Genomic DNA, 12,677 nt, shown 5'->3' on the forward strand with positions numbered 1-12,677 from the left:
AAAGGGTGAAGCGATTATGCCAAACGCTAGAGTAAAGCGACTTCGTCAACTGATGGAAGAACATCGCTTTGAAGCGATATTAATTGGAAGCGAGCACAACCGGCGCTACATAAGCGGCTTCACAGGCTCTTCAGGCATGGTGCTCATTACGCACAGCGAAAGCTATCTGCTTACCGATTTTCGCTATCGCACACAAGCCCCTCAGCAGGCGAGCGGCTTCCATATCGTTGAGCACGGGCCTAACCCGCTTGTGGATGTGCTTGAGCTTCTTAATCAAAGCAAGCTGACCAAGCTGGCTTTCGAGCAGGATCATGTCGTTTACAGCGAGTTTACCGCGTGGTCGAAAACATTGGACGGCATTACGCTTGAGCCTGCTTCCGGACTGGTAGAGAAGCTGCGTATTATTAAAGACGAAGCCGAACTGAAAATTATGCAGGAAGCTGCAGATCTTGCAGACCATACCTTCAAGCATATTTTGAATGTCATCCGTCCGGGCGTACGCGAATCCGATATTGCCCTCGAGATGGAAGTGTATATGCGCAGTCACGGCGCAACTTCTTCTTCCTTCGATACCATCGTAGCCTCTGGCGAGCGTTCCGCTTTGCCTCATGGGGTTGCCAGTGACCGGATTATCGGCAATAATGAGTTTGTCAAACTTGACTTTGGCGCCTATTATAATGGCTATTGTTCTGATTTGACGCGAACTATCGTTGTTGGCACGCCAACGGCCAAGCATTTGGAAATCTACAATATCGTGCTTGAGGCGCAGCTGCATGCACTTGCGCATATCAAGCCTGGGATGACAGGCCGCGAAGCGGATGCCCTGACTCGCGACATCATTACCAAATACGGCTATGGCGACCTGTTCGGCCATGGTACCGGACACGGCCTTGGCATGGAAATTCATGAAGCGCCAAGATTGTCCAAGCTTAGCGAAACGATTTTAACCCCCGGCATGACGGTTACGGTTGAACCTGGCATTTACGTACCCGGCTTTGGCGGCGTGCGCATTGAGGATGACATCGTTATTACGGAAACCGGTATTAAAATATTAACCTCATCCCCGAAGGACTTGATCACTCTGGGATAAGGACTATTCATTCAGGAGGGAATCAGCAATGATTTCAGTAAACGATTTTAAGACAGGCTTAACCGTACAAGTAGATACCGATATTTACACCGTTCTTGACTTCCAGCACGTTAAGCCTGGCAAAGGCGCGGCATTCGTTCGCTCCAAGCTGAAAAACCTTCGCAACGGCAACGTTGTTGAGAAAACATTCCGTGCAGGCGAGAGCATTGGCCGCGCCATTATCGAAAACCGTGAGGTGCAATACCTTTACAATTCCGGATCGGAATACACGTTCATGGATAATGAAACGTTTGATCAGTTCAACCTGGACAAGAAGCAGCTGGAGTGGGAGCTTAACTTCCTGAAAGAAAATATGAACGTAAACATTTCGAGCTACCAAGGCGAAATTCTTGGGATTCAAATGCAAAACAGCGTTGAGCTTAAAGTTGTTGAGACGGAGCCGGGCGTAAAAGGAAATACAGCGCAAGGCGCAACGAAAACAGCTAAAGTCGAAACAGGACTTAACGTACAAGTGCCGCTTTTCATTAACGAAGGCGACGTGTTGCTGATCGATACTCGCGAAGGCAAATATATCTCGCGCGCATAGCAGCAGCTTGATTAACCGTCCGATGCAACTCGGGCGGTTATTTTTTTGTATGCGGATATACCCATGGGAGCATTTGCTGTGATATAATATTGACTTGTATGTATATGTCAGGGTTGGGAGTGAATCAGCTTTGTCGTTGATAGTGATGAAGTTTGGCGGCAGCTCCGTAGGAACGCCGGAGCGGATGCAGCGTGTAGCGAAGCGAATAATTGACAGGCAGAAAGAGGGCAATGACATTGTTGTTGTTGTTTCTGCCATGGGAGATACGACTGACGATCTGATCGATCAGTCCAAACAGCTAAATCCAAATCCGCCGGCGCGCGAGATGGATATGCTATTGACAGTTGGTGAGCAAATATCAATAGCGCTGCTATCGATGACCGTTCACCAGCTTGGAGGAAAGGCCGTTTCCTTTACCGGATGGCAAGCAGGCATTCGTACGGAAGCGGTTCATAGCAAGGCTAAGATGACGAATATTCACCCTGAGCGCGTCTTTGCTGCGCTGGAACAGGGCAATGTTGCGATTATCGCGGGATTCCAAGGAATGACTGAGGATGGAGAGATTACGACACTCGGTCGCGGCGGGTCAGACACGACAGCGGTTGCCATGGCAGCAGCAATGAAAGCGGACGTGTGCGAAATTTATACGGATGTGGACGGCATTTATTCAACCGATCCGCGGGTAGTGAAAAACGCACGCAAGCTGAATGAAATTTCTTATGATGAAATGCTAGAGCTTGCCAATTTGGGCGCGGCTGTCTTGCATCCGCGTGCCGTGGAATACGCTAAACATAACAATGTGAAACTTGTTGTGCGCTCAAGCTTTACCCAAAATGAAGGAACAAGTGTGAAGGAGGAAGCGGTCATGGAGCAAGGCGTGGTCGTTCGCGGCATCGCGTTTGACAAAAATGTAGCTAGAATCAGCATTATGGGTGTAGAGGATGTTCCGGGAGTGCTAGCCCATGTGTTCGGCGCATTGGCAGGCAATGGCATCGATGTTGACATTATCGTTCAAAGCGGTGTGCAAGACGGGAAAGCCGACTTCTCCTTCACGCTCTCGGGCGATGATAAGGATAAAGCTATCTCGGTTATCGAAGGCATCCGCAGTACCGTTCCTTATCGAGAGACGACATCTGAATCCGATCTTGTCAAAGTATCCATTGTTGGAGCGGGCATGGTCAGCAATCCAGGCGTTGCAGCGAAAATGTTCGAAACGATCTCTTCCATTGGCGTCAGCATCAAGATGGTCAGCACTTCGGAAATCAAATGTTCTTGCGTAATCGTCGCTGAACCTTTGAATGATGTCGTGCGTGCGCTTCATACCGCATATGGCCTAGATACGGCTGAGCAAGCTTTTGTAGGCGGTCCACAAGATCGCCGTTAAGGGATACAGAATAAAAGAAGGCATGCTCTGCAAACTGCAGAGCATGCCTTCTTCTTGTTTGGTTGAGCAAAATGGTTAGTGAGATGAAAAATTTTGGTATCAGTCGAACTAAAAAATGATCTACTCGCGCAGCGCATAGTTATTGTTAATTCCGCGTTAACTGGTCACCATTCAAGCGTGGCACGTCTTGATAAATATCGATGAAAGAACAGGCCTCGATGTCTTTGCGCAATCCGAGCTTTATTAGCTTTCTCCCCGTGATGCCATTCATCATCGTCTCTCTTATCTGTGCCGAACGATTTCGGTATAAACCGAGCATAGCAGATCCGAAGTCATCCATTTCAATCGCTACCGGACTGAATGCATGAAGTTTCTCCAATACAAAACCCGCGCACAGGCCATCCTCAATCGCGAATTCATCGTGACTTCCTGCGCATAGGATCACCACATCCCGTCGCAATTCAACGGCTGCCCGTGCGCAAGCCTCCGCATTTAATAGAGAGGCGGTCAGGACGTGGTCGGCTCGCATCGACTTATGAATAGCCCTTGTGCCATTCGTCGTCGTCAGAATGATTCGTTTGCCTGCTACGACCTGTTCGGTATACTCCTCCGGGGAATTCCCAAGGTCAAACCCTGCGATTTTTCGGCAGAACCTCTCGCCACCAAGCAAGTCCCCCGCGCGCTGCAGCGCTCTTGCCTCCATCACCGTTTCAGCCGGAACGACACATAACGCCCCCGAAGCGATCGCGGTAACAATCGTGCTCGTTGCACGCAGGACATCGATAATAATCGCAGTTTTATGATGGAACTTTGCGGTGCTGGCTTCATTCACACTGGAAATCACCTGTACTTGCATGGTCATTATTCCGCCCTTCCCTTGCTCAATGCATTACTATATGCGCTTATTCCTGGGCTGGTGCCCGGCATGAAAGGCAGACAAGCGTGCATATGTTAAAAGAACATTTCGAATAGGAAGGGAGGTCGTCTCATCATGCTGAACAAAATTGTGCTTACCATGGCGTCGCTGCGGTTGACATCGGGCACGATTGAAATTTGCGCCGCGCTGCTCATGCTTAGGCTGAACCAAATCGATAAAGCGCTTGTTGTCAACTCATCTCTTGCGCTGGTAGGCCCGCTAATCTTGATTGCTACGACGACAGTTGGACTTGTCGGTCTTTCAGACAAGCTGTCGCCGTCCAAATTTCTTTGGGTCGGGGCAGGGGTCATCTGTTTGATGATTGGTATTTTAAAAAAATAATAGATTGCAACTCTATCAATAAATGATCGGGGTTGTCATATTTTTGCCAGGGCCGCATACAAATAAGAACTACGTAGGACAAACATCCGGGAGTGATGAACGCATGCTGGCAAGAGTGGCGCATTTACTGCCTTTGGAACTGAAGACGCTGCTGGAGCGACTTCCTGAATCGATGCAGGAGCAGCTGGAGGAAATTCGGATTCGCGAGGGAAGGCCGCTGGAAATCGGTTTTCGTGGACAATCCCGATTTATGATGATGGACGGCTCGCTGAGGCAGGCTGCCGACGGAGCATACAAGCCCTCTGCAGATACATGCCGCAAGCTGCTTGAGCGCATTACCAACTATTCTTTGTACGCGATGGAGGAGGAGCTGCGAAGAGGGTTTATTACCGTTTCAGGAGGCCATCGCATTGGACTGGCTGGCCGGACGATTCTGGATGGCGGGGTCGTTCGAGGTATTCGCGACATTGGCGCCTTTAATATCCGCGTCGCAAGAGAGGTGATCGGCGCAAGCGCGCATTTGCTGCCCAAGCTGATTGACCGAACGAGAAAAACGCTTCACTCCACACTTATTCTTGCTCCGCCTCAACAAGGGAAAACAACGCTTATTCGGGATATTGCAAGGTCGGTCAGCTACGGCCTCTGGCCGTCGCTGGAGAGCAGCGGTTGGCAGGGCAGGAAAGTGGGCATTGTCGATGAAAGATCTGAGATTGCTGCTTGCGTCCGCGGCATTCCTACCTTTGATGTGGGGCCGCGAACAGATGTCATGGATGCTTGTCCGAAAGCGGAAGGGATGATGATGCTGGTGCGTTCCATGTCGCCTGAGGTGTTGATTGCTGACGAGATCGGAAGGCCGGAGGATGCGGAAGCGATTCGGGAGGCAAGCCATGCGGGAATCAGCATCGTCGCAACGGCGCATGCCTATGACCTTCAGGATGCCAGAGGCAGACCCGTGCTTCAAAAGCTGCTTGATGAAGGTGCCTTCAAGTATGTCGTTGAGCTGAGGCGCACGGAGCAGGGCATTATGCACCGGGTAGTACCGGCTGAATCGGTTATAGGACGGACTTCTTCACGCGAGGCGTCTGCCTTGCAGCGCTTGGCGTCTGAATCGGTACATGCCCTTGCAGGGCGGCATCGAGCTGATGATCCGTGATCAAGCTGCTCGGCGCGGTTTTGGTTTTGTTCGCAGGCACGATGATCGGCTTTCAGCAGGCGGCCAAATTCGCAGAACGCCCTAGGCAGCTGCGCCAGCTGGCTCACGCCCTTCAACGGCTGGAAACGGAGATTGGCTATGGACACACGCCGCTCCCTGAAGCGCTGGAGAGAACCGCATCCGCGACGCCGGAACCGCTGGCTGCGATTTTTCGGAAGGCGGCAAACGGCATTTGGGAAACAGAAAGCTTCAGCTTCAGCGATAGCTGGGAGCAAGCGATAAACGAAAATTGGGAATCGACATCCATGCGAAAAAACGAGCAGTCAGTGCTCATTCGGCTGGGCTCTACGCTGGGAATTAGCGATAAAGAAGACCAAATGAAACATATCCATCTAGCATTGTTGCAGTTGAAGGCAGAGGAGGACGCAGCGAGAGACGATCAGGGGCGTTACGAGAAAATGTGGAAAAGTCTCGGGATATTGATCGCTGTGCTGGTCGTCATTTTGATGGTGTAGTGGGGTGCCGCACAAATGAACATGGATGTGAGCGCCATTTTCCAAATTGCCGGAATCGGAATTGTTATCGCAATGATACATTCGGTGCTGAAGCAAATGGGCAAGGAAGATATGGCGCATTGGGTTACGCTTATCGGTTTTGTTGTCGTGCTGTTTATGGTGGTTCGGCTCTTGAATGAGTTGTTCCAGGAAATTAAAACCATTTTTTTGTTTCAATAGACGTCAGAAGTTAGGCGCTGAGGCAAGCAGGTGAACCGGAATGGAAATGATTCAAATCGTCGGACTTGGCTTGATGGCAACTGTTCTTATCCTGGTCGTTCGAGAGCAGAAGCCGATGTTCGCATTTTTGCTGGCTGCTTTTACGGGGATATTCATCTTCCTGTATTTGATTGGCAAAATCGAGATCGTCATCACGGTTCTTGAGGATTTGGCTAACCGCTCAGGCATCCCGTCCATTTACTTGAAGACGATCTTAAAAATAATCGGGATCGCGTACATTGCGGAGTTTGGCGCGCAAATCGTCAGGGATGCAGGTCAAGAGGGCATCGCTTCTAAAATCGAATTTGCCGGCAAAGTGTTTATACTCGTCATGGCCGTTCCCATTATAAGCGTGATTGTCGAGACGGTAATCGGACTGCTGCCGGATGGGAGTTGATGCTTATGATCAAGCTTACTCCTGCAAGAGAGAGGGCCAAACTGCTGCTGTTCATTCTTGTCTCGGTGATACTATTCGCTTTCGTCCCGAATATCGGTTATGCCATAAGCGGGGAAGGTACGGGGGGAGCCTCGAATCAGCAGCAAGCGGAGGAGCTATCCAAGGAGCTCGCGCTGGAACAGCTTGGCGGACTGGAGACGGGGGCGGTCGAGAACTACTGGAACAAGCTTCGAAACGATTATGGAGGTTATTTTCCAGAGCAGAAGATTCCGAGTTTTATGGAAATGATCTTGCCAGGCGGCGAAGGTTTAAAGTTCACGGACATGCTCCAAGGGCTGTTTCGCTACTTGTGGCATGAGGTGCTCTATAACGGTAAGCTGCTAGTCACGATTGTGATGCTGACGGTGTTCAGCATGGTGCTTGAAACGTTGCAAAATGCCTTTGAGCGAAATGCGGTAAGCAAGGTCGCCTATTCCATTACCTACATGGTGCTGATCATCATTGCGGTAAACAGCTTCCACGTTGCGATGGGCTACGCGAAAGGAGCCATTGAGAGCATGATTCAGTTCATGCTGGCGATGGTGCCGCTGCTGCTGACGCTGCTGGCGTCCATGGGAAACGTCGTGACGGTATCGGTGCTGCATCCCTTGATTATTTTTATGATCCATGCGGTGGGCACGCTTATCTATACACTCGTATTTCCATTATTGTTTTTCTCTGCTGTGCTTCATATCACGAGCGCGTTATCCGAGAAATTCAAGGTTACACAGCTGGCAAATCTGCTTCGCAATATCGGCGTAGGAGTGCTAGGGGTTCTGCTCACGGCGTTTCTTGGGGTCATTTCTGTCCAAGGCGCTACGGGCGCAGTAACGGATGGAGTCACGCTAAGGACGGCTAAGTTCGTCACCGGCAATTTCGTTCCCGTTGTGGGGAGAATGTTCTCGGACGCTGCGGATACCGTAATTTCTGCTTCGATGCTCGCCAAAAACGCAATCGGCCTGGCAGGCGTCATTATCCTACTATTCATCAGCGCGTTCCCTGCAATCAAAATATTGACGTTGGCGCTTATCTACAACATCGCTGCCGCGGTCATGCAGCCGCTCGGAGATTCGCCGATTGTCGCCTGCTTGGAGACGATTGGCAAGACCATGATCTACGTGTTTGCGGCACTCGCTGCCGTTAGTCTTATGTTTTTTCTTGCAGTAACGATTATTTTGACTGCAGGAAATGCGGCAATGATGGTTAGGTAAGGGAGGAGACGGAAGCTGTGGTTGCTTGGTTGAGCGATTGGTTGAGAGATATTATCGCAATCATTTTGCTGGCGGTGTTCGTTGAGCTGCTGCTCCCGAACAAGGCGATGCAGCGTTACGCACGGCTCGTTGTCGGCTTGTTCATCTTGCTCACGATCCTATCTCCTATACTAAAGCTGATACAGAGCGATATCGGAGCAAAGCTTGAAGAAGGAATGAAGCAATGGAGCAAAACCGCTATGACGAGTGACGTGCAGATGACCAGCTTGAATCAGATTGCGAAAAATGCCGAAGCCCTAAGCGATAAGCGGGCGTTAGAAGCGGCAAAGCTGACGGAACGTACGCTTGAGGCAGCGATCCGCGAGGAACTGATCCAAAGCACCAAAGCTACCGTAAACGAAGTGGATGCGGTCCTGAAGTGGGTCACCGTATCGGGGAGACAAACGCCTTACATTAGCCAAATTACAGTTACTCTTGCATCTGTGCAAGACAAGCCGGATGCTTCTGGAAAAGAAAGCGCGGTCGAGAGTGTGCAGCCGGTAATTGTTCAAATTGAGATCGAACCGTCGGCAAACGAAGCTTCAGCGCCTGGGCAAGGGAGCGCTTCTCCGGATTTTGAGGCGGAAAGCAGTGAGGAACGCCAGGGCGGGAAATGGACTGAGGCAGATCCAGCCACCGCTGGAGCCATCCGCAAAGCGATTACCAGAAGCTGGAGTGTCGAAGCGGAACAAATTAGAGTAAGGCAGCCGGCACAGCAGCCGGTGAATAAATGAACGTCGCGGACTGGAGAGGAGGTAAGGCGCGGTGGCCAAATGGCTGGAAGGCATAGAATCAGCGGTAGGCGGCGGTCCCAGCGGTCCGAAGCGAGTACGGACGCTGCGAATTCTGCTCATCGTTGGGGGGATTGGCGCGGCGCTAATGATTATGAATTCATTTTTAACCTATAAGCAAGTCGAACCTTCGGTGCAGGATCCGAATCCCCCGCCGCAGACGGAAGAGGCATGGAACCATTCGGATTCAGTATCAGGCTCATTATTTGCCGCCATTGAACATCCGTTAGAAACAAGGCTGAAAGAGATTTTGGAGAAAATTGTAGGAGTCGGAAGCGTGGACGTGCTCGTAACCGTTGATTCTACCGAAGAAGTTGTTGTGGAGCGAAACATGCAGGAATCGCAGCAGGTTACCGACGAGAACGATCCGAACGGGGGCAGGAGGCACATTACCTCCATTACCAAAGACGGACAGGTCGTCTTGTACGAAGTTTCGGGAGATCAGAAGCCGATCGTGACCAAAACGATTAATCCGCATATCCGCGGCATTCTAATCGTCGCTAAGGGGGCAGAGAATGCCACAGTCAGGCGTCTTATCGTCAATGCAGTTGAGAAGGGGATTAGCGTGCCGGTTAACCGGATATCCGTTGTGCCAAGCAAGCAATAAAATTCAAATTGAAACGTTGGGGAGGGTGTTCTCATGAACACGAAAAGACAAACGGTATGGCTTGTATCGATGCTTAGCTTGATGGTGGTATTGTCGGCTTACTATTTATTTACGCAGGATGTGGATACGCCGGATGTGCTGACAGACGGGTCTCAAACGGAGCAGGCGGCACAAAACGCGACGGAAGCAGCTGCCAAAGATGATGGACTGGTCGTAAACGAAGTGGGGAAACCTGTTGACGGCGCTGTACTTAGCGAGGCCGACCAGAAGGCTCTCGATTTGATTGAAGAGCAAGGGCTAGCGGCAGGAGGCGTGTTCAGCGAGCTGCTTGCGAAGCGGGAGATTAAGAATACAGAGGAAGAAAACCGCATATATGCAGCGATTAACGAAACAACGAAAAAACCGGAAGAAGCTTCTGCGGCTGTGGCTGAGCTAAGCTTGCTTGAGGAAAAAAACTCCAAGCTGACGGGCATGGAGTCCGAGCTTCTGAAGCAGTTTAAGGATGTTGTAATCGACGAGCAAAATGATAAGTTCGATGTCGTCGTCTCAACCGAGAAGCTTGAGAAAAAACAGGCAGCGGACATTATCAAAATGGTGATGAGCACGATGGATGTAGGAGCGGACCAAGTATCTGTTCGGTATATTCCTTAAGCGAAATAACCTTGAATGTAGCGGAAAGGCCCTGCTTCCACCAGCTTGTCAGCCGGTGGAAGCAGGGCCTTTTTTTGTGATGCCGGCAAGCCTTGTTCAAAAAATGATTCGTGTTCAGCCTTGTTTATGATATAATGTTAAACGTTATGTGAAAGAATTGTTTAGATTGGAATGGAAACCTTCTATAGTCACAAGCTATGGAGGCAATTTTGCTATCGCAAATTTAAGGAGTGAAAATATTCATGTTCAAATTGAGCGAGATCAAAGAGTTGATCAAATTGGTCGATCAAACTTCCGTTCATGAGCTGGAAATCGAAAACGAAGGGACTCGCCTGCTCATCCGCAAGCCTGGCAAAACAGAAGTGGTGAATGTGCAAGCGGCTCCAATTACGCATACATACGCGACTGCCCCTGTACAAGCCCAACCAGCTGCCCCGATTGCGGCGCCGCAAGCTGCGCAAGAAACAGCGCCAGCTCGCCCTTCAACGGATCATTTGCACCAAATCGTCTCACCAATGGTAGGCACGTTCTACAGTTCACCGACGCCGGAAGCCTCAGCTTTTGTTAAAGTTGGAGACCGTGTAAATGACAAGAGCGTCGTTTGCATCCTTGAAGCCATGAAGCTGATGAACGAGCTCGAAGCTGAGGTTCGCGGTGAAATCGTGGAAATCTTGGTTTCGAACGGCCAACTGGTGGAGTATGGCCAGCCGTTGTTCCTTGTAAAGCCTGAATAAGAAGTGAGTTAACGTCCGAACAGGGAAACTGTTGTTTGAAAGGGGTTCCTACGTGAAATTTCACAAAATATTAATTGCAAACCGCGGAGAAATAGCGGTACGTATTATTCGCGCATGCCGCGAGCTTGGCATTAGCACCGTTGCTGTTTATTCGGAAGCAGACCGTGATTCACTTCACGTGAAGCTGGCGGACGAAGCCTATTGCATCGGCCCAACTGCATCGAAAGACAGCTATTTAAACTTAACGAATATTATGAGCGTAGCTACAATAACGGAATGCGACGCCATTCATCCCGGTTATGGCTTCCTAGCCGAGAATGCTGACTTCGCAGAAATTTGCGAGTCATGCAACATTACCTTTATCGGCCCATCGCCGGATGCGATTAACCGAATGGGCGATAAAGCAGTGGCCAAGCTGACGATGAAATCGGCGGATGTGCCGATTATTCCTGGCTCTGACGGTCTTGTCGAGAACATGGATGAAGCCTTGAGCGTTGCTCGTGAAATCGGATATCCCGTGATCATCAAAGCGACGGCAGGAGGCGGAGGCAAGGGCATTCGCATTGCCGATGACGAGACGATGCTGATCGCCCAAATTACGACCGCGCAGCAGGAAGCTCAGAAGGCATTCGGCAATGCAGGCGTATATTTGGAAAAGTACTTAACCGGAATGAAGCATGTGGAAATACAGATTATGGCCGACAAGCACGGCAATGCCGTTCATTTGTTCGAACGCGACTGCTCGGTTCAGCGCCGCCGCCAGAAATTGGTGGAGGAAGCTCCATGTTCGGTCTTGTCTCCAGAGCTTCGCGAACGGATGGGACAAGCAGCGGTTCGCGCTGCGCTTGCGGTTAACTACTCAGGCGCGGGCACGCTGGAATTTTTGCTTGGACAGGATGGGAACTTCTATTTTATGGAGATGAACACCCGTATCCAAGTAGAGCATCCCGTAACGGAAATGATCACGAATGTGGATCTCATTAAAGAAATGATTTCGGTCGCGGAAGGCAATCCGCTCTCTTTTGCGCAGAGCGACCTGAAAATAAACGGATGGTCCATTGAATGCCGAATCAACGCAGAGGACTCCGAGAGGAATTTCATGCCTTCCCCAGGTTTGATTCCCTTTTATCTAGCTCCAGGGGGCGCCGGTGTTCGCATCGATAGCGCGGTATATCCTGGTTATACGATTTCACCTCACTATGACTCCATGATTGCCAAGTTAATCGTTTGGGGAGCCACTCGTGAGGAAGCAATCGCAAGAATGAAGCGTGCATTGTCCGAGTTTGCCATTGAAGGCATTCGGACGACGATTCCTTTCCATTTGAAGCTGCTGAACCATCCCAAATTTGTGAGCGGAGACTTTGATATCAAGTTCCTTGAAGAGCATGATATTAACGCTCCGGAATGACAATACGACAATAATGTGAACAAGTAGTATCGTTTGTCATATTTCTTGGCGAATGTTATAGTATATTAACAAGATGCGGTTTATTGCTTGGCCTCGCGCCAGGTACGCGCAACTTTAAGGAGGTGTACAGCCATCATGAGTACGATTGCTGCTGAGTATGAGAAAACGGACATTGGCACCATTCAAATTGCACCTGAGGTTATTGAAGTTATCGCTGGATTAGCTACGATTGAAGTGGATGGAGTCGCTGGAATGAGCGGCGGATTTGCTGGAGGCATCGTTGAGCTTCTGGGTCGTAAAAATTTATCCAAAGGTGTTAAAGTTGAAGTGGGTCAGCGTGAAGCGGCGGTAGATGTTTCTATTATCGTTGAGTACGGGAATCGAATTCCTGAGATTGCTTCCGAGATTCAACGGAATGTGAAGCGTTCGATCGAGATGATGACGGGCCTTCACGTTGTTGAAGTGAACGTACATATTCACGATGTACATTTCAAGACGCCTGATAAACCGGAAGAAGAAGAGACTACCTACAGAGTTAAATAGAGATTTTTTAATT

At 50.0% G+C, this 12,677-nt stretch carries 16 protein-coding genes; 15 read left to right on the plus strand and 1 reads right to left on the minus strand.

The window, feature by feature from the left end; translation table 11 throughout:
- The first annotated feature begins 16 nt into the window (after nt 1-16).
- The 3 genes from FJQ58_RS14275 to FJQ58_RS14285 all read left to right on the plus strand — a co-directional run bounded on the left by FJQ58_RS14275 (nt 17) and on the right by FJQ58_RS14285 (nt 3,060).
- Nucleotides 17-1,090, plus strand: coding sequence for a M24 family metallopeptidase (locus FJQ58_RS14275; protein ID WP_139994479.1), 1,074 nt, complete (start codon nt 17-19; stop codon nt 1,088-1,090).
- 28 nt (nt 1,091-1,118) lie between these two features.
- Complete coding sequence (gene efp, locus FJQ58_RS14280; protein ID WP_139994481.1) at nt 1,119-1,676, plus strand: elongation factor P; 558 nt, start codon at nt 1,119-1,121, stop codon at nt 1,674-1,676.
- 130 nt (nt 1,677-1,806) lie between these two features.
- Nucleotides 1,807-3,060, plus strand: a complete 1,254-nt coding sequence (locus tag FJQ58_RS14285; RefSeq protein WP_139994483.1) for an aspartate kinase — start codon at nt 1,807-1,809, stop codon at nt 3,058-3,060.
- Nucleotides 3,061-3,205: 145 nt separating this feature from the next.
- Here FJQ58_RS14285 and FJQ58_RS14290 read toward each other — a convergent pair whose 3' ends face one another.
- Nucleotides 3,206-3,922: a 2-phosphosulfolactate phosphatase gene (locus tag FJQ58_RS14290; protein WP_338016143.1), complete on the minus strand. Its 717-nt coding sequence runs from the start codon at nt 3,920-3,922 to the stop codon at nt 3,206-3,208.
- A gap of 129 nt (nt 3,923-4,051) precedes the next feature.
- Between FJQ58_RS14290 and FJQ58_RS14295 the strand changes: the two genes are divergently transcribed.
- The 12 genes from FJQ58_RS14295 (at nt 4,052) to FJQ58_RS14350 (ending at nt 12,664) form a co-directional block, all read left to right on the plus strand.
- Complete coding sequence (locus FJQ58_RS14295) at nt 4,052-4,318, plus strand: YqhV family protein (RefSeq protein ID WP_139994485.1); 267 nt, start codon at nt 4,052-4,054, stop codon at nt 4,316-4,318.
- 103 nt (nt 4,319-4,421) lie between these two features.
- Nucleotides 4,422-5,471, plus strand: a complete 1,050-nt coding sequence (spoIIIAA, locus tag FJQ58_RS14300; RefSeq protein WP_139994487.1) for a stage III sporulation protein AA — start codon at nt 4,422-4,424, stop codon at nt 5,469-5,471.
- Nucleotides 5,468-5,986: a stage III sporulation protein SpoIIIAB gene (gene spoIIIAB, locus FJQ58_RS14305; RefSeq protein WP_139994489.1), complete on the plus strand. Its 519-nt coding sequence runs from the start codon at nt 5,468-5,470 to the stop codon at nt 5,984-5,986. Before spoIIIAA ends, spoIIIAB begins: the two co-directional genes overlap by 4 nt.
- Before the next feature lie 15 nt (nt 5,987-6,001).
- Nucleotides 6,002-6,205, plus strand: a complete 204-nt coding sequence (gene spoIIIAC / locus FJQ58_RS14310) for a stage III sporulation protein AC (protein WP_139994491.1) — start codon at nt 6,002-6,004, stop codon at nt 6,203-6,205.
- Between the two features lie 40 nt (nt 6,206-6,245).
- Nucleotides 6,246-6,641 (plus strand): stage III sporulation protein AD, encoded by a 396-nt coding sequence (gene spoIIIAD / locus FJQ58_RS14315; RefSeq protein ID WP_139994493.1) that lies wholly within the window; start codon nt 6,246-6,248, stop codon nt 6,639-6,641.
- Nucleotides 6,642-6,646: 5 nt separating this feature from the next.
- Nucleotides 6,647-7,891 (plus strand): stage III sporulation protein AE, encoded by a 1,245-nt coding sequence (spoIIIAE, locus tag FJQ58_RS14320; RefSeq protein WP_238404054.1) that lies wholly within the window; start codon nt 6,647-6,649, stop codon nt 7,889-7,891.
- A gap of 17 nt (nt 7,892-7,908) precedes the next feature.
- Complete coding sequence (spoIIIAF, locus tag FJQ58_RS14325) at nt 7,909-8,664, plus strand: stage III sporulation protein AF (protein ID WP_139994497.1); 756 nt, start codon at nt 7,909-7,911, stop codon at nt 8,662-8,664.
- Nucleotides 8,665-8,695: 31 nt separating this feature from the next.
- Nucleotides 8,696-9,328, plus strand: coding sequence for a stage III sporulation protein AG (gene spoIIIAG / locus FJQ58_RS14330; RefSeq protein ID WP_139994499.1), 633 nt, complete (start codon nt 8,696-8,698; stop codon nt 9,326-9,328).
- Between the two features lie 33 nt (nt 9,329-9,361).
- A complete protein-coding gene (locus FJQ58_RS14335; protein ID WP_139994501.1) occupies nt 9,362-9,979 on the plus strand; it encodes a SpoIIIAH-like family protein in 618 nt (205 codons plus the stop codon).
- A gap of 242 nt (nt 9,980-10,221) precedes the next feature.
- Entirely contained in the window at nt 10,222-10,713 is a 492-nt protein-coding gene (gene accB, locus FJQ58_RS14340; RefSeq protein ID WP_139994503.1) for an acetyl-CoA carboxylase biotin carboxyl carrier protein, read from the plus strand.
- Between the two features lie 52 nt (nt 10,714-10,765).
- Nucleotides 10,766-12,121, plus strand: coding sequence for an acetyl-CoA carboxylase biotin carboxylase subunit (accC, locus tag FJQ58_RS14345; protein ID WP_139994505.1), 1,356 nt, complete (start codon nt 10,766-10,768; stop codon nt 12,119-12,121).
- Nucleotides 12,122-12,256: 135 nt separating this feature from the next.
- Nucleotides 12,257-12,664, plus strand: a complete 408-nt coding sequence (locus FJQ58_RS14350; protein ID WP_139994507.1) for an Asp23/Gls24 family envelope stress response protein — start codon at nt 12,257-12,259, stop codon at nt 12,662-12,664.
- Nucleotides 12,665-12,677: the final 13 nt, after the last annotated feature.

This window comes from Paenibacillus paridis (assembly GCF_006345825.1).
Lineage (GTDB): Bacteria > Bacillota > Bacilli > Paenibacillales > Paenibacillaceae > Pristimantibacillus > Pristimantibacillus paridis.